The sequence below is a fragment of the Rhizobium sp. RSm-3 genome (assembly GCF_001854685.1).
In the GTDB taxonomy this organism is placed as follows: Bacteria; Pseudomonadota; Alphaproteobacteria; order Rhizobiales; family Rhizobiaceae; genus Rhizobium; species Rhizobium ecuadorense.
In genome coordinates this window covers 159,118-179,220 of sequence record NZ_MAWZ01000006.1, presented here as the reverse complement: position 1 = coordinate 179,220, position 20,103 = coordinate 159,118, and the positions used below count along the sequence as shown (strand labels likewise).

The window sequence follows — 20,103 nt, the reverse complement described above, 5'->3', positions numbered from 1 at the left end:
ATGAGATTCCCGACAGGAAGAGGGCCGCCAGCGGCGTTCTTGCTGATGTCCCGGAGCGATGTCATGTTGGGGCATGGATCTGCCGTCTCCCCTTGCCTGGCTGGTTGACGAGGCCACGGCCTCGCCCGGTCCCGAACGGTTTCTGGCCGAGCTCGGGCGCCGGCTGTTGGCGGACGGCCTGCCGCTTTCGGGCGGCGCGCTGACGCTTTCGGTGCCGCATCCGATCATCGCGCGGCGCACCTGGCTGTGGCGGGCCGAGACCGGGGCGGTCATCGAGGCGCTGGCCTTCGCTGCGGCTCCACAGAACGAGGCCGGCCGCGAGTGGCTGGCCGGGCTCGGGCCCGTCTGGGAGGAGAGGATCGGGCCTTCGCCGGATGACCCCATGCTCGGCTGGGCGGGCATAGCCGACGGGGCAGGGGCGGAGGCCTTCGCTCCCGATGCAGCCGCCCGGCTGCGGGAGGTCGCGCGTTTTGCCGCCGCGCCGCTTGCCGCACTTGCGGCGCGGGAGGCGCGGACGGCGCTGCTCGAAGCCTATCTCGGCCGGCGCAGTGCGGCCCGGGTTCAATCAGGCGCGCTCGCCCGCGGCAGCGGCGAAACCATCCGTGCCGCTCTTCTCTGCGCCGATCTGCGGGATTTCACCGCGCTTTCTGAAGTCACCGAGCCGCATGCGATGATCGCCGCGCTCGACGCCTATTTCGACCGCGTCGCCGGCGCCGTGCACGCCTTCGGCGGCGAGGTGCTGAAATTCATCGGCGACGGCGTGCTGGCGATCTTTCCCGTTACGACAGGCGCCGAGGCCCGGGGCGATCGCGACGCCTGCGAGGCGGCGCTGAGGGCGGTCGCGGCCAGCCGCGCCGGCATGATCCATCTCGACCGGATGCGTGAGGCGGAAGGTCTGGCGCCGCTGCCCTTCGGCGCCGCGCTGCATTTCGGCGAGATCCTCTGGGGCAATATCGGCGCGGCCGACCGGCTGGATTTCACCGCCATCGGCCCGGCGGTCAATCTGGTCAGCCGGCTGGAAGGGCTTTGCAAGCCGCTCGGCCGCAGCGTGCTGATCTCGGGCGCCGTGGCGGCGAACACGGCGACGACGCTGATACCGCTCGGAGAGCAGAGTTTGCGCGGCATCGCCGAGCCTTGCGCGGTCTTCACCCTGCGGGAAGATTGAACCTGCGGGCAGGCGCACCATTTATGCAAAGAAATATTTGCAAAGATATATTTGCAATTGTATATTTGGCTCCATGAAAGATCAGCGCTCCCAACCTGCCGCAGATGCCGCCTCCCGCACCGTCAGCCGGGTCGTGCCCGAGCCGACCGCGCTGAAGGCGCTCGCCCATCCTGTCCGGCTGCGCATGCTCGGCATGCTCAGGATCGATGGTCCTGCCACGGCGACACAGCTCGCGGCGCGGCTCGGTTTGAACAGCGGCGCGACGAGTTATCATCTGCGCCAGCTTGCCCAATATGGCTTCATCGAGGAGGCGCCGCATGCATCGAGGCGCGACCGCTGGTGGCGTGCCAGCCACGAGCTGACCTCGGTGCCGCCGAGCGAGGCCGAAGGAGAGGCGCTCGATCTCGACATCGCCTTCAGTCAGGCGGCCCTCTCCCTGCAGGTCGGCCAGATGCAGCAGGCGTTGGAGGAATATGCCGAGTTGCCGGCCGAATGGCGCAAGGCGACGGCCGCCGACGACATCATCATCCCGATGACGGCTGATCAAGCCGAGGCTCTGACGAAACGGCTGACCGGCATCATCCTGGAAGCGATGCGGGCAGCCCCCCCGCTGGGCGAGGCGGCGTCTCGGGATCCCGGCATGGTTCCCTTCTACGTCATGCTGCACGCCTTCCCCTATCCGGGCCGCGTTCCGCATCGCGAGGGGGAGGATGAGCCGTGAGGAGGGGCAGGCCTTTCCTGGCGCTCGCCGCTGCCGAGACATGTTCGCTGTCCGGCACGCGGCTATCGACCATCGCTATTCCCTGGCTGGTGCTGAGCATGACGGGCAGCCCTGTGCTGACAGGGCTGACGGCGATGATGGAGATGCTGCCCTATGTCGTCGCCAAGGCGCTCGGCGGGCCGCTGATCGACCGCGTCGGCGCCAGGCGCATCGCCATCGTCTGCGACACCGCTTCGGTGGCCGTGGTCGGGATGGTGCCGCTGCTCGACTTTTTCGGCCTGCTCGGCATGCCGGTGCTGCTGCCCGTTGTCTTTGCCATGGGCGTGCTGCGTGGTCCTTCCGACGCCGCCAAGCAGGCAATGGTTCCCGATATCGCCAGGCTCGCGAAGGTGCCGCTCGAACGGGTGACCGGCGTCGCCAGCGCGATCGAGCGGCTGGCTTCGACGGCGGGTGCCGCCGGCGCCGGTGCGCTGATCGGGCTGATCGGCCCGGGCCAGGCGCTGCTCGTCAATGCCGCCACCTTTGCCGCCGCCGCGCTGATCGTCGCAGTCGGCATCCCCGGGATAATGCGTGCGCCCGAGCTATCCGGCGCACCCGGCGCCCGATCGGCAGAAAGGGCGTCCTATCTCGGCGATCTCCGCGAAGGCTGGCGCTTTCTGCGCGGCGATGCGGTGCTTGTCAGCATCGTCGCCATGGTGGCGATCACCAATCTGCTGGATCAGGCCTATCATGCGGTGCTGCTGCCTGTCTGGACACGCGATTCCGGCCATGGTCCGGAACTGCTGGGAGCGATGTTTGCGGCATTCGCCAGCGCGTCGATCGCCGGTGCGGCGATTGCCGCGGCAATCGGTGAGCGGATGCCGCGTTTGATGGTCTATACCGTGGCATTCCTGTTGACCGGTTTTCCGCGGTTTCTCGTTGCCGCGTTGGATGCGCCGCTCGGCCTTGTCTTTACCACCCTGGCCATCGCAGGATTCGCCTCGGGCTTCCTCAACCCGATCCTCTCGGCGGTGATCTTCGAGCGCATCCCCAAGCCGCTGACCGGCCGCGTCACCTCCATGAACGCCGCCCTTTGCTTCGCCCTCATTCCTTTCGGTGGCCTCGTCGGCGGCGCGCTGATCAGCACGATCGGTCTTGCCGGCGCGCTGCTGCTCACTGGGTTTGCCTACCTCGTCGCAACCCTCTTTCCCCTTGGCCTGAAAAGTTTCCGCGGTTTCGACAGGGCGGTTGCCGGTGCTTCCGTCTCAAGACGATGAGCGGGTGCCCGCTTTCTCGTCCCTCAGCGCCTCGACCATCAGATCGATAAAACGGTGGATGCGCGGTTCCAGCAGGCGCTTGTCGGGATAAAGCGTGACGATCTTGGTGTCATCGGCTTCCAGTTCGGGCAGGACCTGCCGAAGATGCCCGGCGGCGAGATCGCCGGCGATGAGGAAATCGGGCAGGAGCGCGATGCCCAATCCCGCCCGGGCAGCGTCGCGGATCGCCTCGCCGCTGTCGAGCCTCAGGCGGCTGCGCCCCTGCGCCTTGATCCAGGAACTGCCCTTGCCGCGAAAACGCCAGCCCTGCCTTTGGTTGCGGCTGGTGAAAATCAGGCAGTCGTGGGCTGCGAGATCGTCGATATCGCGTGGCTCGCCGCGCTCGGCGAGATAGGAGGGCGAGGCGCAGAGGCGCGTCCTGTAGGTGGCGATCACATGCGAGACCAGCCGGGAGTCCGACGCAGTTGCGCCGATTCGGATCGCCAGATCGAAGCCTTCCTCGATGATGTCGGCGAGACGATCGGTGAAGCTCATCTCCACCTGGATGTCGGGCCAGGTCCAAAGGTATTTTTCCAGCAGAGGCAATATGACGAGCCGTCCGAAGGCATCGGGTAGGGTGAGCCTGAGAACGCCGCGCGGCATGCCGCTCTGGCCTCCCACGCTCGCTTCCGCCTCGTCGACCGATGCGAGGATCTGCAGGCCGTGCTCGTAAAAGACCCGCCCTTCATCGGTCAGGCTTAGCGTTCTTGTCGTGCGGTTGAGCAGACGCGCGGCGAGCCGCTCTTCCAGGCGGATGACCGCCTTTCCCGCCGCCGAGCGGGACAGGCCCATGGCCTGGCCGCCGGCAATAAAGCTTCCGGCATCGACGACGGCCATGAAGATCAGGATATCGTTCAGGTTCGTGCGCGGCATCAGGCAACTCGAGCGGTTCGGTCCCAGCCATAAGTCGGTCAGTCATGCAACCGATTCAAGGCTCGGACCATCAACGCTCACGACGCCTGTAAGGTCCCGACACTTCGCAATTGAGGCGTTGGAACGGGGCTACAGCATATCGCCGAGGCTCCAGTGGTTGTTCCATCGGGCGTCGATCTCGTCGTCGACATTCTGATATCGGATGTCGGTCGAGAGGCGCAGCCTTCGGCCGCGATCCCGGTTGGTGGTCGAGGCGTGGATCATGTAAGGTGAGTGGAGCACGACGTCACCGGCCTCATAATCGGCGGCGAGCCAGCGGGTGTCGAAGCGCTCCGCCATATCCGGGAGATCCTTCGAGACCCAGCCGCCTTCCGTCATGCGGCTGTTATAGGCGCTGATCCGCTCTTCAGGCGAAAGATCGCCGCTAGCGGCGTGGAACTCGGCCTCCATCTTGACTCCAAGTGCGTGCGAGCCTTCGAGGTAGACCAGGCCGCCCATCTCCGAGGGGATATCGCCGATCGGGATCCAGGCCGTCACCAGGCGGCTGGTGCCGCCGCGGAGATAGACGAGATCGTAGTGGGCGGGGGTGGCAGTCGGCGAACCGGGCTGAGTGAAACGCATGATCTTGCGCTTGTGCAGGTAGGAGATGCCCTGCAGAAATTCGTCCATGAAGCGGGTGAGCGGTGGTTGCGCGCAAAAGCCTTCATAGGCGGCGGAGCGGACAAGCGACATCAGGCGCCGGTTCGCCAGGCTCCAGTCGACGTCGGTGGCCGAGGCGATCCCTTGCGAAAAATCGCTGCCGGGCTCGACCAGTCCTGTCACCGCGAGGCGTTCGAACACCCAGCCGCGGAAGTCGATGATGTCGGCCCACGGCAGAAGACCTTTCAGCCAGACATAGCCATCGTTCTGGTAACGGCGGCGGATGGCGTCGATACCGATGGCGGGGTCGGTCGGTGTGAGCCAGCCCGTCCGTTCCGCCGGCAAGCTTTTGCCGTGGGCGGCAAGAGGAAATTCCGGTGTTCGGGTCTGCATGATTTTGGCGGCAATCGACATTTCAGCCTTCCCCAGCTTGAATTGATTTGCCATCAATTAGCTGATCTGCAGGGATAACCGACATGGAGGAAATTCATAGATGGACTTTTCGCTCATCATGAAAAACGCCGAGGCCATTTATAGAACGCCGCTTGGCGCGGCCGGCGGACTGGCGGTCACCGGCAGCGGCAGGCAGCATGCCCGCCATGCGGTGACCGAGCGAAAACTTCCGAGTTTCGCCGTCGTGCTGGTGGAGCGCGGGCAGGGCTGGCTGGAAACCGCCGCCAGCGGCCGCCTCAGCCTGACCGGACCTGCGCTGTTCTGGCTGTTTCCCAACCGCGCGCATTCCTACGCTCCCGACGAAGGCGGCTGGGACGAGCGCTGGGCGCTTTTCGAAGGATCCTTCCCGCGGGACTTCGTCAGGCTGAGGATCATTGCCGAGCGCCATCCGGTCGTGCCCCTGCATCATCTCGATGAGTTGGCGCGGCTCTTCGGCAAGCTTCATGCCGATCTGCTTGACGATACCAATCTTGGGCAGGCGTCGGCGGCACTGATGCTGCATCAGATCGTCATCGCAGCCGCCAGACAGGCAATCGATGCAGTCGATCGGCGCCAGGCAGGGGCTGATATGGCCGACATCGTCGAAACGCTACGGCGGCGGGCGATGCAGCCGCTCGATCTTGCTGCCTTCGCCGCCGAGCACGGCATGTCGCCGGCCACGCTGCGCCGGCGGTTCACGCTTGAAACCGGATTGCCTCCCAAGGCATTTCAGCTTCGGGTGCGCATGGATCATGCCAAACAGCTGCTGGCAACCACCGACGAAAAGATCGAAACGGTTGCCGCCATGATCGGCCTGGATGATCCATTTTATTTTTCACGCATCTTTCACGAACGCGAAGGCTGCAGTCCCCGCGAATTCCGTGCGCGATATCTGCGGGGTTGAAAATGGCAGGTGTCAGCGCCAGCCGAGCGCCGGGGCGACGTGGGTCAGGATCGCCTCGATGACATGGGCGTTGTAGGCGACGCCGAGCTGGTTGGGGACGGTAAGCAGCAGCGTGTCGGCCTCGGCGATCGCCTGGTCCTCGGCGAGCTGCCGGATCAGGACGTCGGGTTCGGCGGCATAGCTGCGGCCGAAGATCGCCCGGGTCTTCTCGTCGAGGAAACCGATCTTGTCGTCCTCGTCGTTGCCGTAGCCGAAATAGGCGCGATCGCGGTCGTCGACCAGCGCGAAGATGCTGCGGCTGACGGAGACGCGTGGCTGGCGCGTGTGACCGGCCGCCTTCCAGGCCTCGCGGTAGGCGCGGATCTGGTCAGCCTGCTGGACGTGAAACGGCTCTCCCGTTTCGTCGTCCTTCAGCGTTGAGCTCTGCAGGTTCATGCCGAGCTTGGCCGCCCAGACGGCGGTGGCGTTGGAGCTTGCGCCCCACCAGATCCGCTCGCGCAGCCCCTCCGAATGCGGTTCGAGGCGCAGGAGGCCCGGCGGGTTCGGAAACATCGGCCGCGGGTTGGGCTTGGCAAAACCTTCGCCGCGCAGCACTTCGAGGAATACTTCGGCGTGGTGGCGGGCCATGTCAGCCTCGCTCTGGCCTTCGGGCGGCGCATAGCCGAAATGGCGCCAGCCATCGATCACCTGCTCGGGCGAGCCGCGGCTGATGCCGAGCTGCAGCCGGCCGCCGGCGATGAGATCGGCGGCACCCGCATCCTCGGCCATGTAGAGCGGGTTCTCGTAGCGCATGTCGATAACAGCGGTGCCGATCTCGATCCGGCTGGTTCTCGCGCCGACGGCCGATAGTAGCGGAAAGGGTGCGGCCAACTGGCGGGCGAAATGGTGCACCCGGAAATACGCTCCATCGGCGCCGAGCTCCTCGGCTGCGACGGCAAGGTCGATCGACTGCAGCAGTGCATCGCCCGCCGAGCGCGTCTGCGATTGCGGCGAGGGCGTCCAGTGCCCGAACGAGAGGAAACCGATCTTCTTCATGCCGATGCCGCACCTTGATCCGTTGTGCCTGGGGTTGATGCGTCATCGCACAGTTTTGGCCCGGAAGACAATCGGAACTGGCAGGATATGGTGTATCGGCGTGTCGCGAGCCAGGCGCTCACGAGGCACCTCAAGATGAAGTCGGAAAGAGCCAGCAGTCGCGCCGGCCGATCTCCTCAAGCGGAAGGAGAAGCAATTGCGGTAAATGCCGGATATGGAGTCGGTTTTCGCGATGGCGGCGGGGTTTGCGTTTGTTATGATGCGGCGGACGGTAAGAGTGAGCCTCCATGCCATGTGCGTTCTTCGCCTTGGCCGCCGGCCGTTGAACTGCAGCCGAGAGTCTTGGAACATGCGCTACACGTTCGCCATCGGTGATATCCACGGCTGTATCGACCCACTGAATAGGATGATCGATCGTATCGAGGCTTATGCGTCCGAAGGCACGATCGTCTTCCTTGGCGACTATATCGATCGCGGGCCAGACAGCAAAAGTGTCCTCGACTGTGTCATTGCCGGCACGTCCGACCGGTGGCGATGGATCTGCCTGAAAGGCAATCATGAGGACATGATGGTTGCTGCCTATGCCGACAGCGACAGCAGAGACGTGTGGATCAGCAACGGCGGACTTGAAACCGAAATGTCCTATGATGGCAGGGTTCTGCCTCAGCATTTGCAATGGGCTGACGATCGTCCCCTCATGCATGTGGATCGATATCGCATCTTTGTCCATGCCGGCGTTGTTCCGGAATTTCCGCTGCAACGGCAGACCAAGCGCGATCTTCTCTGGTTACGGTACCCTCCCGGCGAGTCCAGCGACTATTGGGGCAAACACTTGGTGCATGGACATACTCCCTCACTGTCCAATCCGGTGACGACAGGAAACCGCACCAATATCGATAGCGGCTGCGTCTTCGGCGGCAAGCTATCATGCGCGGTGTTCGACGATGACGTTGCCGGCGGGCCGATCGACTTTATCGAGGTGAAGGCCTGAATGCGGCGCGTCGGTAAAGGTGGTGAGCCAGAGACGGCGGAGCAGTACGGAACGAGGAATCGATCGCTGCCCTGATCCGTCAGAAGAAGGTTTGGCGAAAACGCACCCGATCTCCGTCATTCCTGTCCTCGGGTCGAAGCCAGACAGGAATGACGGAGGAGATGTCGCGGCGCCGGCACCATCACCTCCGGCTCGAGCTTCGCCAGCCGGCGGCGAGACGCAGCCAGGGCGTCAGGTGGAAGCTGCTCATCAACAGGTACATCACCACCATTCCGCCGATCGGGAAGGCATTCTGCGTCGTGGTGCAGACCATGTCGGCGCTGCCGGTGGCGGCCGTCAGCAGCGCCATGAGCGCGAAGGTTGGGGCGGCGGCGAGCGATAGCCAGTCCGCAGCATGGGCGACGATCCCGCCGCCTGGGCGAGGACCGCTCGGCTTAACGGCTGTTCCGTCTGCGGCGGCGGCCAGTGAGAGCCATTCCGCGGCGTTGAGAGAAGCATTGCCGTCGCCTCTCTTGGGAGTGTGGGCGGAAAGCAGCATCTCCGTTACTCCTTGCCGTAGCGGTCGTGATGGCGCCACCAGATGCCGGTTTCGTTGCGACCCTTGGGTGCCCGGTCGAGCCATTGGTACATGCCCCAGAGCCCGTCCAGCCCGCGGGCATAGCTGGAATAGCTATGATAGACGGCGCCGTCGATGAGTTCGAAGGCGCTGACGCCGGGCCGGTCACGGGTGTAGGTCATGACATCGGTGCCCGTCATGGCGGCAATCTGGCCTACCGGGCCTTCTCCTTCAGGCTGCTGCCATTGCTGCACGATTTGGCCGGCGAGCGGTTCGGGGGCGGGCGGCTCACGCCGGTAATTGTATTCTATATCGCCTCGGCGCTGGTCGTCGGCGCTGAACCAGACGCTAAAATCGCCGTTGAAATCGCTGCCGAAGGACGAGGCCCAGGGGAAGCTCCAGCCCATGCGCCGCCTGAAAGCCTGAAGCTTCGCGAGCGGCGCGCGCGACACCGCCCAGAAGGCGACATCGTGGTTTTCGAGATGGATGAAGAAGCCGTTGAAACCATCGGCGATCGAGGAGCAGGACGGGCATCCGGCGGCATAATCGGGGCCGAACATGAAGTGATAGACGAGAAGCTGTGAACGTCCGCCGAAGAGGTCTTTCAGCGAGACGTTGCCGTCTTCGGTGTCGAAGCGGTATTCCTTATCGATCCCGACACGCGGCAATTGCTGGCGTTTCAACGCCAGAGCATCGCTCTGCCTGGTCAGCTCCTTTTCCTCCTCGAGCAGATCGAGCCTTGCTTCCAGCCACTGCTGGCGTGTTGCGTTCAACTGTGCCGTCATGGGGTCTTCTCCTTTGCCTGTCTGTCGTCGTAGCATCCGGCGCAGGGTTGCCTGCCGGTCTCACGCAGATTACGGCCGGGCAGGGAAATGGCGGGAGTGACAAGTGTGACGGGATTTGAATGGACTCGCTGATCACAGCCGCGGCACGGGCGCTGGCGACGGGCGATGCACTCGGCGCGCTGAAGCGGGTGGCGTTGCGCGACGATGCGCCGGCGCTGGCGCTGCGCGGTATCGCGATGGCCCAGCTCGGCGATCTCGTCCGCGCCAAGGCGTTGTTGAAGAGTGCGGCGCGCGCCTTTGGCCCGCGGGAGGCGGTGGCGCGGGCGCGCTGCGTGGTCGCCGAGGCCGAGATCGCGCTCGTTTCGCGCGATCTCATCTGGCCGCCGAAGGCGTTGGAATCTGCGCGCAGGGTGCTGGAAGCGCATGGCGACAGGGTCAATGCCGCCCATGCGGGCAATGTCACGATCCGCCGGCTGGTGCTGATCGGCCGCCTCGACGAGGCTGAACGCGCGCTCGCAGCACTCGATCCGACGCCGCTGCCGCCGGCCCTGCGGGCTGCCCACGAACTGGTGGCGGCTGGCATCGCCGTCCGGCGCCTGCGGACTTCGGCGGCGCGATTGGCGCTCGACAGGGCAGGGCTTGCGGCGCGCGCGGCCGATATCCCGGCTTTGACGGCGGAGGTCGAAGCCGCCGCCCTGGTGCTCGACACGCCGGCGGCGCGGCTGATGTCGCGCGGGCAGGAGCGTCCGCTATTGTTGGCCGAGGTGGAAGCGCTGCTGGGTTCGGGCACGCTCGTCGTCGATGCCTGCCGTCATGTGGTGTCGAACGCGGGCTCCGCCGCCTCGCTGGCGACGCGTCCGGTGCTGTTTGCGCTTGCCCGCACGCTGGCCGAAGCCTGGCCGGGGGATGTGGCAAGGGGCACGCTGATTGCCCGCGCCTTCCGCGGCAAACACGCCGATGAATCGCATCGCGCCCGGCTGCGGGTCGAGATCGGCCGGCTGCGCGCCGAACTGCTCGGGCTGGCGGAAGTTTCGGCGACGAAGCGCGGCTTTGCGCTTTCGCCGCGCGGTGCACTAGAGATTGCCGTGCTGGCGCCGCTCGTGGAAGGTCCTCACGGGGCGGTGCTCGCGTTTCTGGCCGACGGGGAGGCGTGGTCGAGTTCGGCGCTGGCGATCGCGCTTGCCGCCAGCCCGCGCACAGTACAGCGGGCGCTGGATTCCCTGGCTGGAGAAGGCAAGGTGCAATCGCTGGGGCGCGGGCGGGCACGGCGCTGGATGAGCCCGCCGCTGCCTGGTTTCCCGACGATCTTGTTACTCCCCGGGCCGCTGCCGAGCGATTAGGATGGCACGAGTTAAAAGGAGCCTGGGTAACAGGGATGGAAAAGATGAAGAAATCGGCTGCGAATATCCTGCGTGAATATGGACCCTTTCCCGGCGCCGAGCGCGTTAACGGCGTCACCTTCGACGGCGAGCATGTCTGGTTTGCCTCGGGCGACAAACTGAACGCGCTCGATCCCGCAAGCGGCGAGGTGGTGCGCTCGATCGAGGTCGCGTCGCATGCCGGGACGGCTTTCGACGGCGAGTTTCTCTATCAGATCGCCGAGGATGTCATTCACAAGATCGATCCGAAGACCGGCCGTATCCTTTCCACCATTCCGGCGCCCGGCAATGGCGGCGATTCCGGCCTTGCCTGGGCCGAGGGCACGCTCTGGGTCGGCCAGCACCGCGGCCGCAGGATCCATCAGATCGACCCGGAAAGCGGCACGATCCTGCGCACCATCGAATCCAACCGCGTCGTGACAGGCGTCACCTGGGTCGACGGCCAGCTCTGGCACGGCACCTGGGAGGGCGACGACAGCGACGTCAGGCGCATCGACCCCGAAACGGGGGAGGTGCTGGAGCGGCTCGACATGCCCGAAGGCACCGGCGTCTCCGGCCTCGAATCCGACGGCGCCGACCGCTTCTTCTGCGGTGGAGGCGGCAGCGGCAAGATCCGCGCGGTGCGCCGGCCGGGGTGAGAGCGGCGCCATTGACGTCAGGGCGGAGTGCCACCTCCAACGCCTCTTTATCAAGAGTGCGGCACACTCCAACGCCCCTCATGCTGAGGTGCGCAGCCCGCAGGGCGGAGCCTCGAAGCACGCCGCAACGGTGCTTCTTGCATCCATCTGACGACTGCACGCCCGCTTCGTCCTTCGAGGCCCCTGCGGGGGCACCTCAGGAGGCGGCTCTCTTGGAGGCTGCGCGCATGCGTCCGCTATCAAGCGTCGCATCCTGATCGCCGAGGCAAGGCTCTAGCTCGAGCCGCGCTCATCGAACAAAAGCGCCATGCCGATCGCATCAATGAACCGGCCGTCGATACGCGCGGCGCGCCGGATTATGCCCTCGCGCACGAAGCCGAGTTTTTCATAGAGTGCGATCGCACGGAGATTATCTTCGTAAACATCGAGTTCGACCCTGATAAAGCCGGTTTCCCAGGCGGCTCTCAATGTCGTCTCGATGAGCTTTCGTCCGAGGCCCTGGCCACGGTAGGCGGGAATGATTCCCATTCCGAGTTTTCCGCGATGGGCGTGCGACGGGAAGAAATGCCGGCTGATGTCGCACCAGCCGACGACCTCGTCTTGCGCGATAGCAACGAATTGCGGATTGCCTTTTGCAATCATGCCCATCACGAACGCGCGCGTTTCCGGTAGCGGCGTTGCCTCAAGCATGGACAGATATTTTTTCTCCCGCGCGACCGTATCGAGCGCGTGATGAAAACTGTCGATATGGGCAGCAGCGATCGGTTCGACCCTGATGCCTGACATATCCGGCGATGCGGCGGCGCCCATGCGTTTTCCCTTCGAAGATCGCGAATGCCTATTGGAGACATGCCGCAGACCTCAGGGGAGCGCATAATTCACAGTCCGTCAACCTTTGCGTGTCAATTTCTCGGCAGTAGGCGCCGTCAAAAGGTTGCAGATATTGAAGGTCAGGCTAACATCCCACATTACATTCGTGTTGGTGACGCTCACCAGTGCTGCGGCTGTGTTGCTGTGCGGATTTGCCTGGCTCGCCGCGGTGAAGGTCGACGATCTCTCGCTGCGCCGGCAGGCAGACTTTGTCGCCCAAGGATTGGAAGAGCAGATCGCAGCGCTTCCCCGGGAACAGGAAAGCGTCGCCAAATGGGACGACGCCTTCCTCTACGCCAAGCAGCGGAACCATGAATGGCTGCTCGACAATGTCGGCCTGTGGACCAGCCGGTATTTCGGGCACGACCGGACCTATATCTTCGACGACAGCAATCGCCTGATGTTTGCGTTTCGCGACGGGGCGGATGCCATGCCGCCGCGGCTTGGCAGCGACGACGGCCAGGAAATGACCGCTCTCGCCGGAGAGATGCGCGCAGTTCTTGTCGAGCAGCCTCAAAAGACCGGCACCAAACCGCTTGGCCAACTCGCGACGGTGCGCATGATCATGATCGGCGACAGGCCGGCGATCGCCAGCGTGCGTCCCATTCTGCCGAGCTCGGCCAGAATGCAGGTCGAGGCGGGCCAGGAGTTCATCGCCGTCTCGGTCAAGTTCATCGATGGAAAAGCCGCCGAAAGCATCGCCCATCATGCACGGCTCGAAGGGTTGCATTTTGCGCCGACGAAAGGTGAGGACGTGCGGGCCCAAGTGCCGGTCTTGTCCCATGATGGCGGCACGATCGGCTATCTCGTATGGCCGCCGATCCTGCCCGGATTCATGCTGCTTCAACAGATTGCGCCCGCGGGACTTGGCTGCCTGGCGCTGCTGATCGCTGTCGTCTTCTGGCTCGGGCGCGGTCTGCATCGCACCTCGCTGATCCTGCTGGGCAGCCAGGCTGAGCTCACCCATCACCGCAATCATCTTGAGGAAATGGTGGCCGATCGCACGGCCGAGATCGAACGGCAGCGGGAGGAGCTCGACCGGCTGCTGGCGCACGAACGCCAGGTGAATGCGCTGCAGCGCCAGTTCGTCGCCATGGCATCGCACGAGTTTCGCACGCCGCTCGCAATCATCGACGCCGCCGCCCAGCGGCTCTGCCGCTCGACCACCAATGTCAGCGGCGATTATGTTCACGAAAAGGCCGGCGTGATCCGCAGCGCGGTGGTGCGGATGGTCGATCTGATGGAGAGCATCCTCGCCAGCGGCCGGCTCGAAACCGGACAGATTACGCTGAAGCTGAGCGAAGGTGATCTGAAAGCTTTGCTGGTGACATGCTGCGACAGACAGCGCCAACTCAGCCGCTCGCATATGTTCCATCTCGATCTCGAACCCATACCCGAGCGTTTGACCTTCGATCGCAGCGCGATGGAACAGGTCTTCACCAACCTGATTTCGAATGCCGTCAAATATTCGCCCAATGCGCCTGATATCCATGTTCGCGCCCGGGTTGATGAAAAGACGGTGGAGATTTCGATCGCCGACAGCGGCATCGGCATGGATGCGGACGATCTGCCGAAACTGTTCCAGCCCTATTATCGCGCCCGCAGCGCCACGGGCATTGCCGGAACCGGGATCGGCCTCAACGTCGTCAAGCAGGTCGTCGAACTGCATGGCGGCACCGTCGAGGTGACGAGCGAACTCGGCAAGGGCACATCATTTACCATTTTTCTGCCAATAGAGTTTCTATTGGCAGACCAACACATTGCAGCTTAGGGAAAAGCTTATGGTTACAGTCCTGTGCATAGAAGATGAAGTCGAGATCCGGAACCTCCTCGTCGAAGAGTTGAATGAAGCCGGCTACAGGACGCTCGAGGCTTCGAACGGCGCCGAAGGGCTGGAGATGATCCTGTCGAAATGGCCCGACATCGTCATCAGCGATATTTCGATGCCTGTTATGGACGGCCACCAGTTGCTGGCCGAAATTCAGATCAATCATCCTGAGCTCTCCAACATCCCCTTCATCCTGCTGACGGCGCTGACCGACCGGGAAAACACGCTCGCCGGCCTTCGCGCCGGGGCGGCGGACTACCTGACCAAGCCGCTCGACTTCGACCTGCTGCTCGCCAAGCTCGAAGGCTGCGTGACGCGGCTGGAGAACGACAAGGCGGTCAATCGGTCGTTTTGAGGTGCGGCGAGTGCCAGCGCTCAACAGAGCCTCCCCCGAGAGATCCTATGGGGCATCTCGGGAGATTGCGGCCTTCAAGAGAGCCTCAGGATGACGGAGTTTGGAGGATGCCGCACCGTCAATAACGCCGGCAGCAGTTGGCCCGGGCTCCTATGTCTCTTGCCTCCCCAACACATCCCCCAGCACCTCGAACACCCGCGCATCCAGCGTCTGCGACACATTGAACCGCATGAAATTCGTCGCCGTTTGCGACAGGCTGAAGGCGTTGCCGGGGGCCAGCACGATCTTTCTTTCCAGCGCGGCCCGCGCCACATCAGCCGCATCGATGCCGTCGGGCAGGCGGCACCAGAGGAACATGCCGGCCTGGGGTTCCAGCCAGGGAACTATCCCTAAGCCTTTCAGCCTGGCCGAAACCTCGCCCATTGCCCGGGAGAGCCGCTGTCTCAGCGTCTCCACGTGCTTGCGGTAGCTGCCGTCGCTCAAGACGTTCAGCACCAGTTCCGCCGTCAGCCGGCCGCCGCCGAAGGAGGTGGCGATCTTCAGATCGGTCAGGCCGTCGATCCATTCCGGTTTGGCAGCGACGAAACCGCAGCGGGCCGAGGCCGACAGGGTCTTCGAAAAGCTGCCGATGTGGATGACCCGCTCGAGCCCGTCGAAGGCGGCGAGGCGGGGCGCCGGCGTATGTTCGAAATCGGCGAAGATATCGTCTTCGATGATGGTCAGATCGTATTGATCGGCGAGCTTTAGAAGCCGATGGGCCGTCACCGGAGATAGCGTTGCGCCCGTCGGATTGTGGATGGCGGAATTGGTGATGTAGAGCCGCGGCCGGTGTTCGGCGACGACGTGTGCAAACAGCTCGATGTCGGGACCGGAGGGCGTGTAGGGCACGCCGACGATCTTTGCCCGGTGGGCGCGTAAGAGCGCATGGAAATTGAAATAGCAGGGGTCGTCGACCAGCACCGTGTCGCCGGGCTCCAGCAGGAAACGGCAGAGCAGATCGATAGCCTGGGTGCCGGAATCGGCCAGCATGATCTGGTCTGGGGAGGCTTCGATCCCCCGTTCGCCCATGCGCCGCGAAATCAGCTGGCGCAGCGGCGGCAGTCCGAGCGGCGAACCGTAGTCGGCAAGCGCCGGCCCATCGGCGCGGGCAAGCGTCCTCAGCCCGCGGCGCATGCCTTCCGCAGGCAGCCAGGAGGGCGGCAGCCAGCCGCAGCCGGGCTTCAGGTCACTCTCGCCGGCCTCCAGCGATTGCCGCGATATCCAGAAGGGATCGACGGCGCGGTCGAGTTTCGGTCCGGTCTCGGCAAGGGCAAAGGGAGCGGCCTGGTTGGCGACGTAGAATCCCGAGCCGGGTCTTGCCAGGATCGCGCCTTCGGCGACCAGGCGCTCATAAGCGTCGACCACGGTCGAGGTCGACAGCTTCAATGTCGCCGCCAGCCCCCGCACGGAGGGCAGCTTTGCGCCGGGCGTCAAGCTGCGACCGGCGATGCGCTGCCGGATCGTCGCGACGACCGTCTCCACGCGTGTGCGTGCTTCGTTCATCCGTATTGCTTTCTGCACCATAACAGTTTTGCAAAACCGTATCAGACTGTCACTGTCCTGACCATCCGTGTCGGCCGATAAAGGGACGGCAATAATGGAGTGCAAGGCATCATGGACCGCATGGCATCGGGATGGATCAATGGTTTTATCGGGGTGGTGATCTTCAGCGGCTCGCTGCCGGCCACCCGCGTGGCGGTGATGCAGTTCGATCCGGTCTTCTTGACCGTTGCGCGCGCGGCGATCGCCGGCATTCTTGCGCTCGGCCTGCTGCTCGCTTTCCGGGAGAAGCGGCCGAGCCGGCGCGACATCCTCTCGCTTGCCGTCGTCGCCCTCGGCGTCGTGGTCGGTTTCCCGCTGCTGACGGCGCTGGCGCTGCAGCACGTCACCTCGGCCCATTCCATCGTCTTCATCGGCCTGCTGCCGCTCTCGACGGCGATCTTCGGCGTGATCCGCGGCGGCGAGCGGCCGAAGCCGGCTTTCTGGTTGTTCTCCATTCTCGGCAGTGCGCTGGTGGCGGGCTTCGCATTGATGCAGGGCCTGACGGCGTCACCGGTCGGTGACCTGCTGATGCTGGCGGCGATCGTCGTCTGCGGCCTCGGTTATGCCGAGGGCGGCCGGCTTTCGCGCACGCTCGGCGGCTGGCAGGTGATTTCCTGGGCGCTGGTTCTGTCGCTGCCGCTGACGGTCGCGGTCGGGTTTTTCCATCGGCCGGCGACATTTTCCGGCATCGAAACGCCGGCGCTGATCGGCCTTGCCTATGTCTCGCTGTTCTCCATGCTGATCGGCTTCATCTTCTGGTATCGCGGCCTGTCGCAGGGCGGCATCGCCGCCGTCGGCCAGCTGCAGCTGCTCCAGCCGTTCTTCGGCCTGGCGCTCGCCGCCACCCTGCTGCATGAGTCCGTGACATGGAGCATGCTGGCTGTGACGGTTGCCGTTATTCTGTGTGTCGCCGGTGCAAAGAGGTTTGCGCGGTAAGGAAAGAATCCCCTGACGGACGGGGCCGTCGCAGAGTTTCTTAACCGAGCCTGCTCACGCCTCTTGAATGTTGAAGCCATAGGCTCGCTCGACGAGCCCAACGCGAATTTCGTAGCGGCTGTACCAATCCGACCGGCCACGATTTTGCGCCTCGATATGGTCGACGACTGATTTCCAGGCTCGAATGCTGTCCTCATCCTTCCAATAGGAGATGAGTATGCCGAAACCGTCTGCGCCGCGCGCGCTTTCGAAGCCGAGATATCCGGGCTGCAGTTTTGCAAGTTCCGTCATCGCATACCCCATCTCGCCGTAGCCATCGTCGACCTTGGTTCGTTGAGAGGAAAAACTGACCATGTAATAGGGCGGTTCAGGTAAAGCGGCGATGGGCATTTCGGCTCCTCCGTTTGGCGCAGTATGGGACCATACGATCGCCGCACGGTTCGCACAACTTCGCCCCTCGCTGCGGCGATAATTCCACCCTTAGGCGAGGTGGACGCCGTCGGCATCGGCGCTGCCGGGCCAGTCCTACGTCACAAAGCCGCCGCTCAATCGTCAGCAAATCGCCCCGTTACCGCCGCACCGTGCCCTCTTAAGGGCTCCATGGTCGCGACCTCGCCGGCCCTTGAGCGGCTGAGCGATCGACCGAGGCGGTTTTGCTGCCGATCAATCATGCACGTGAAAAGGAACGAATATGATCACTCGTGACACATCCCTGGCAATGATGACCGCTGCTGTCTTCAGCCTGCTGGCTTTCAGCCCGGCATCGGCTGCGGAGATGGCCCAGGCGCAGCAGCAACCGGCTGCACAAGGTCAGGCGCCGATGCAGGGCCAGAGCGGCGGCACGGCGGCACCCGCAGCCGTCAGCGATCAGAAACTCGAGGCTTTTGCCGTTGCCTATCTGCAGGTCGACAAGGTCAGGCAGGAATATTCGGCCAAAATCGGCGCGACGAAGGACGAGGCTGGCAAGCAAAAGCTGCAGGAAGAAGCCAAGAAGCAGATGGTCGATACCGTCGAAGCCTCGAACGGCATCTCCGTCGAGGAATATTCCTCGATCCTGACGGCCGCCCAGAGCGACCCGGCGCTGGCCAAGAAGGTGCTGGAAAAGATCGGCACGCCGCCGCCGGCTCAGCCGCAGCAATAGGCTTAAACCGAAACGACGGGGCGGGCGGGCTGGAAATCCACACGGCGAACGCTTCCCGCGGCCCGCCCCAATCCTGAGATAACCTCACTTGGCGGGCACGACCAGCGCCTCGCCCTTGCGCACGATATAAGTCGCCAGCTCCGAAGCCTTGCCGTTGCCGACGTTCTTGGCCGCGTGCACTACGCCGGAGGGAATGAACAGGGATTGGCCGGCCTTGAGCGTCACCGGCTCCCTGCCTTCGAGCCGGTATTCCAGTGTTCCTTGAAGCACGAAGGCGATCTCTTCGCCGGGGTGTGAATGATTGGGTGCGAGAACGCCAGGGGCGAAATCGACGCGCACCTGAACGGCCTCGTGGCCGGGCACGTCGATATCGTTGCTGACGAGATCGGTGCGCTGGAGTGGTTGTTCTGCGTGCGCTGTCGCCGCGGTGCCGAGAGCGAAGGCGAGTGCCATAGCCTGGATCATTTTCATTTTGTCATCTTTCCTGAATTGATCATTGCCGGCTCGTTGGCCGCACCGGTATTTCAGTCGATGATTGAACCAGGGATGTGTCTGGAAACCTGCATTTTTGTAAGCGAGTGTATCCAGAACACGGGGGCTTGCAGGCACGACTTGACCGGCAACGGCAATCCCACCGACGCGCTTCACGTTCAAGCCGCCGACGTCGAGCCTCGGACACTCCCCAGCGTCGCAATATCCGTCACTCCGCCCGAGGATTCGAAGTCGAAGATCTTCTGGGTGACGAGCGCGGCAGCACCCCGGGCCCAGGAATTGTCCTCCCAGTCGGGCAAAAGCGGCGGAGCGGTGCGGAAGGTGCGGGCGGCGAGCGCCTCGCGCAGCGGCGTCAGGAAATGGTCGCCGAGGGAGACGGCTTCGCCGCCGGCGACGATGACTTCGGGGTCGGTGATGTTGACGAGGTTGGCGAGGGCGGTGCCGATGCCGCGGCCGGAAGCGGCGACGAGGGCGGTGGCGGTCGCGTCGCCTGAGGCGAGGGCCTCGCAGAGTTCCGGCAATCCCAGTTCATCGCGGCCGGTCGCCTCGCGCCAGCGGCGCAGCATCGACAGTTCGGAGTGATAGGCCATCAGGCAGCCGCGTTTGCCGCATTCGCAGAGCCGGCCGCCTTCCTCGAACAGCGTGTGGCCGAATTTGCCGGCAGCGCCATTGGCGCCGCGATAGAGCTTGCCGTCGATGACGAGGGCGCAGCTGATGCCGACGCCGACGGCGAGCACCGCCATGTTGCGGTGCTGGCGGCCGAGGCCGAAGAGCTGCTGGGCGATCGCATAGGCGTTGGTATCGTCCTCCAGCCAGACCGGGACGTGGACGCGGGCAGCCAGCAGCGAGGCCAGCGGCACGTTGTCCCATTGGAAGCGGTGGCTGCGCACGCAGGCGGTCTGCTCATGGTTGATGACGCCGGGCATAGAGATGCCGATGCCGGCGAGCCTCGCGTCCGGGCGGCCGGCGAGCTTCACCAGTTCGGGCACGGTGCCGGCCAGGAGATCGGCGACATCGTTCGGATCGTGGCCGGTGAGGCCGACCCGCATGGCGGCGACCGGGTTGGTGGCAAGGTCGGTCGCCACGCATTCCACCGAATCCACCATCAGCTTGAACCCGACGGCGAGCGCATGCTGGTAGTTGATCTCGACCGGGATCGGCCGGCGGCCGGCGGGGCCGGGCACGGCCTGGCCTTCGATGACGATGCCTTCTTCCAAGAGGTCGGCCACGACGAAGGTGACGGCGGCGGGGCTGAGGCCGATCACCGTGGCGATATCGGCACGGCTCCTCGGCCCTTCGCGCCGGAGAAGGTTGAGAATGAGGCGTCGGTTCATGGCTCTCGCCGTGGTCTGGTCGCCTTTGAGCTTCACGATGCATTCCTTAATTTTGTAAATTAATTATTGCGGGCTGGAATAATCTATGCATAAGTTCGGCCGCCGATCAACTCAGCCAAGCGGGATTATCGCTGGAATCGTGGGTGGATCGCA

At 64.1% G+C, this 20,103-nt stretch carries 21 protein-coding genes; 11 read left to right on the top strand and 10 right to left on the bottom strand.

The window, feature by feature from the left end; genetic code table 11:
* Positions 1–73 precede the first annotated feature (73 nt).
* The 3 genes from BBJ66_RS09350 to BBJ66_RS09340 all read left to right on the top strand — a co-directional run bounded on the left by BBJ66_RS09350 (position 74) and on the right by BBJ66_RS09340 (position 3,142).
* Entirely contained in the window at positions 74–1,165 is a 1,092-nt protein-coding gene (locus tag BBJ66_RS09350; RefSeq protein WP_071086529.1) for an adenylate/guanylate cyclase domain-containing protein, read from the top strand.
* Positions 1,166–1,238: 73 nt separating this feature from the next.
* Entirely contained in the window at positions 1,239–1,886 is a 648-nt protein-coding gene (locus BBJ66_RS09345; protein ID WP_071086527.1) for an ArsR/SmtB family transcription factor, read from the top strand.
* The gene (locus BBJ66_RS09340; RefSeq protein ID WP_071086525.1) at positions 1,883–3,142 is read left to right on the top strand and encodes an MFS transporter; all 1,260 of its coding nucleotides are present in this window, start codon (positions 1,883–1,885) and stop codon (positions 3,140–3,142) included. Before BBJ66_RS09345 ends, BBJ66_RS09340 begins: the two co-directional genes overlap by 4 nt.
* On the opposite strand, the gene BBJ66_RS09335 is transcribed toward BBJ66_RS09340, so the two are convergent.
* Entirely contained in the window at positions 3,131–4,054 is a 924-nt protein-coding gene (locus BBJ66_RS09335; RefSeq protein WP_071086523.1) for a LysR family transcriptional regulator, read from the bottom strand. The two genes, BBJ66_RS09340 and BBJ66_RS09335, sit on opposite strands and share 12 nt — an antisense overlap.
* 129 nt (positions 4,055–4,183) lie before the next feature.
* Entirely contained in the window at positions 4,184–5,107 is a 924-nt protein-coding gene (locus BBJ66_RS09330; RefSeq protein WP_071086521.1) for a phytanoyl-CoA dioxygenase family protein, read from the bottom strand.
* 97 nt (positions 5,108–5,204) lie between these two features.
* Between BBJ66_RS09330 and BBJ66_RS09325 the strand changes: the two genes are divergently transcribed.
* Complete coding sequence (locus BBJ66_RS09325) at positions 5,205–6,029, top strand: helix-turn-helix transcriptional regulator (protein WP_071086571.1); 825 nt, start codon at positions 5,205–5,207, stop codon at positions 6,027–6,029.
* A gap of 12 nt (positions 6,030–6,041) precedes the next feature.
* Here BBJ66_RS09325 and BBJ66_RS09320 read toward each other — a convergent pair whose 3' ends face one another.
* The gene (locus BBJ66_RS09320; protein WP_071086519.1) at positions 6,042–7,064 is read right to left on the bottom strand and encodes an LLM class flavin-dependent oxidoreductase; all 1,023 of its coding nucleotides are present in this window, start codon (positions 7,062–7,064) and stop codon (positions 6,042–6,044) included.
* A gap of 349 nt (positions 7,065–7,413) precedes the next feature.
* Here BBJ66_RS09320 and BBJ66_RS09315 point away from each other — a divergent pair, with 349 nt between their 5' ends.
* Positions 7,414–8,055, top strand: a complete 642-nt coding sequence (locus BBJ66_RS09315) for a metallophosphoesterase family protein (RefSeq protein WP_071086517.1) — start codon at positions 7,414–7,416, stop codon at positions 8,053–8,055.
* A 181-nt stretch (positions 8,056–8,236) separates the two neighbouring features.
* On the opposite strand, the gene BBJ66_RS09310 is transcribed toward BBJ66_RS09315, so the two are convergent.
* Together BBJ66_RS09310 and BBJ66_RS09305 are read right to left on the bottom strand one after the other, a co-directional pair.
* Positions 8,237–8,593, bottom strand: a complete 357-nt coding sequence (locus tag BBJ66_RS09310) for a hypothetical protein (protein WP_071086515.1) — start codon at positions 8,591–8,593, stop codon at positions 8,237–8,239.
* Positions 8,594–8,598: 5 nt separating this feature from the next.
* Positions 8,599–9,396: a DUF899 domain-containing protein gene (locus BBJ66_RS09305; protein WP_071086513.1), complete on the bottom strand. Its 798-nt coding sequence runs from the start codon at positions 9,394–9,396 to the stop codon at positions 8,599–8,601.
* Between the two features lie 119 nt (positions 9,397–9,515).
* On the opposite strand from BBJ66_RS09305, the gene BBJ66_RS09300 reads away from it, so the two are divergent.
* The gene (locus BBJ66_RS09300) at positions 9,516–10,736 is read left to right on the top strand and encodes a DNA-binding protein (RefSeq protein WP_071086511.1); all 1,221 of its coding nucleotides are present in this window, start codon (positions 9,516–9,518) and stop codon (positions 10,734–10,736) included.
* A 44-nt stretch (positions 10,737–10,780) separates the two neighbouring features.
* A complete protein-coding gene (locus BBJ66_RS09295; RefSeq protein ID WP_071086569.1) occupies positions 10,781–11,413 on the top strand; it encodes a Vgb family protein in 633 nt (210 codons plus the stop codon).
* Positions 11,414–11,686: 273 nt separating this feature from the next.
* Here the strand turns inward: BBJ66_RS09295 and BBJ66_RS09290 are convergent, their stop codons facing one another.
* Positions 11,687–12,223 (bottom strand): GNAT family N-acetyltransferase, encoded by a 537-nt coding sequence (locus BBJ66_RS09290; protein WP_071086509.1) that lies wholly within the window; start codon positions 12,221–12,223, stop codon positions 11,687–11,689.
* 85 nt (positions 12,224–12,308) lie between these two features.
* On the opposite strand from BBJ66_RS09290, the gene BBJ66_RS09285 reads away from it, so the two are divergent.
* Together BBJ66_RS09285 and BBJ66_RS09280 are read left to right on the top strand one after the other, a co-directional pair.
* Positions 12,309–14,054 carry a sensor histidine kinase gene (locus BBJ66_RS09285; protein WP_071086507.1) on the top strand — a complete coding sequence of 582 codons (1,746 nt, stop codon included), beginning with the start codon at positions 12,309–12,311 and terminating at the stop codon, positions 14,052–14,054.
* Positions 14,055–14,064: 10 nt separating this feature from the next.
* A complete protein-coding gene (locus BBJ66_RS09280; RefSeq protein WP_049735160.1) occupies positions 14,065–14,466 on the top strand; it encodes a response regulator in 402 nt (133 codons plus the stop codon).
* Positions 14,467–14,616: 150 nt separating this feature from the next.
* Here BBJ66_RS09280 and BBJ66_RS09275 read toward each other — a convergent pair whose 3' ends face one another.
* Entirely contained in the window at positions 14,617–16,029 is a 1,413-nt protein-coding gene (locus BBJ66_RS09275) for an aminotransferase-like domain-containing protein (RefSeq protein WP_071086506.1), read from the bottom strand.
* Between the two features lie 90 nt (positions 16,030–16,119).
* Between BBJ66_RS09275 and BBJ66_RS09270 the strand changes: the two genes are divergently transcribed.
* Positions 16,120–16,983: a DMT family transporter gene (locus tag BBJ66_RS09270; protein ID WP_071086504.1), complete on the top strand. Its 864-nt coding sequence runs from the start codon at positions 16,120–16,122 to the stop codon at positions 16,981–16,983.
* A gap of 54 nt (positions 16,984–17,037) precedes the next feature.
* Here BBJ66_RS09270 and BBJ66_RS09265 read toward each other — a convergent pair whose 3' ends face one another.
* Entirely contained in the window at positions 17,038–17,373 is a 336-nt protein-coding gene (locus tag BBJ66_RS09265) for an antibiotic biosynthesis monooxygenase family protein (protein WP_049735157.1), read from the bottom strand.
* Between the two features lie 301 nt (positions 17,374–17,674).
* On the opposite strand from BBJ66_RS09265, the gene BBJ66_RS09260 reads away from it, so the two are divergent.
* Complete coding sequence (locus tag BBJ66_RS09260; protein WP_049735156.1) at positions 17,675–18,124, top strand: DUF4168 domain-containing protein; 450 nt, start codon at positions 17,675–17,677, stop codon at positions 18,122–18,124.
* Positions 18,125–18,208: 84 nt separating this feature from the next.
* Here BBJ66_RS09260 and BBJ66_RS09255 read toward each other — a convergent pair whose 3' ends face one another.
* Positions 18,209–18,595 (bottom strand): cupin domain-containing protein, encoded by a 387-nt coding sequence (locus BBJ66_RS09255; RefSeq protein WP_071086503.1) that lies wholly within the window; start codon positions 18,593–18,595, stop codon positions 18,209–18,211.
* Between the two features lie 179 nt (positions 18,596–18,774).
* Positions 18,775–19,986: an ROK family protein gene (locus tag BBJ66_RS09250; RefSeq protein ID WP_071086501.1), complete on the bottom strand. Its 1,212-nt coding sequence runs from the start codon at positions 19,984–19,986 to the stop codon at positions 18,775–18,777.
* Positions 19,987–20,103 lie beyond the last annotated feature (117 nt).

What these genes read in the sequence shown, in the direction of transcription:
- BBJ66_RS09315 (WP_071086517.1), top strand. Translation starts at nt 7,414, where the DNA reads ATGCGCTACACGTTCGCCATCGGTGATATCCACGGCTGTATCGACCCA.
- BBJ66_RS09275 (WP_071086506.1), bottom strand. Translation starts at nt 16,029, where the DNA reads ATGGTGCAGAAAGCAATACGGATGAACGAAGCACGCACACGCGTGGAG.
- BBJ66_RS09350 (WP_071086529.1), top strand. Translation starts at nt 74, where the DNA reads ATGGATCTGCCGTCTCCCCTTGCCTGGCTGGTTGACGAGGCCACGGCC.
- BBJ66_RS09320 (WP_071086519.1), bottom strand. Translation starts at nt 7,064, where the DNA reads ATGAAGAAGATCGGTTTCCTCTCGTTCGGGCACTGGACGCCCTCGCCG.
- BBJ66_RS09305 (WP_071086513.1), bottom strand. Translation starts at nt 9,396, where the DNA reads ATGACGGCACAGTTGAACGCAACACGCCAGCAGTGGCTGGAAGCAAGG.
- BBJ66_RS09290 (WP_071086509.1), bottom strand. Translation starts at nt 12,223, where the DNA reads ATGGGCGCCGCCGCATCGCCGGATATGTCAGGCATCAGGGTCGAACCG.
- BBJ66_RS09280 (WP_049735160.1), top strand. Translation starts at nt 14,065, where the DNA reads ATGGTTACAGTCCTGTGCATAGAAGATGAAGTCGAGATCCGGAACCTC.
- BBJ66_RS09260 (WP_049735156.1), top strand. Translation starts at nt 17,675, where the DNA reads ATGATCACTCGTGACACATCCCTGGCAATGATGACCGCTGCTGTCTTC.
- BBJ66_RS09310 (WP_071086515.1), bottom strand. Translation starts at nt 8,593, where the DNA reads ATGCTGCTTTCCGCCCACACTCCCAAGAGAGGCGACGGCAATGCTTCT.
- BBJ66_RS09265 (WP_049735157.1), bottom strand. Translation starts at nt 17,373, where the DNA reads ATGCCCATCGCCGCTTTACCTGAACCGCCCTATTACATGGTCAGTTTT.
- BBJ66_RS09345 (WP_071086527.1), top strand. Translation starts at nt 1,239, where the DNA reads ATGAAAGATCAGCGCTCCCAACCTGCCGCAGATGCCGCCTCCCGCACC.
- BBJ66_RS09295 (WP_071086569.1), top strand. Translation starts at nt 10,781, where the DNA reads ATGAAGAAATCGGCTGCGAATATCCTGCGTGAATATGGACCCTTTCCC.
- BBJ66_RS09300 (WP_071086511.1), top strand. Translation starts at nt 9,516, where the DNA reads ATGGACTCGCTGATCACAGCCGCGGCACGGGCGCTGGCGACGGGCGAT.
- BBJ66_RS09255 (WP_071086503.1), bottom strand. Translation starts at nt 18,595, where the DNA reads ATGAAAATGATCCAGGCTATGGCACTCGCCTTCGCTCTCGGCACCGCG.
- BBJ66_RS09270 (WP_071086504.1), top strand. Translation starts at nt 16,120, where the DNA reads ATGGACCGCATGGCATCGGGATGGATCAATGGTTTTATCGGGGTGGTG.
- BBJ66_RS09330 (WP_071086521.1), bottom strand. Translation starts at nt 5,107, where the DNA reads ATGTCGATTGCCGCCAAAATCATGCAGACCCGAACACCGGAATTTCCT.
- BBJ66_RS09325 (WP_071086571.1), top strand. Translation starts at nt 5,205, where the DNA reads ATGAAAAACGCCGAGGCCATTTATAGAACGCCGCTTGGCGCGGCCGGC.
- BBJ66_RS09335 (WP_071086523.1), bottom strand. Translation starts at nt 4,054, where the DNA reads ATGCCGCGCACGAACCTGAACGATATCCTGATCTTCATGGCCGTCGTC.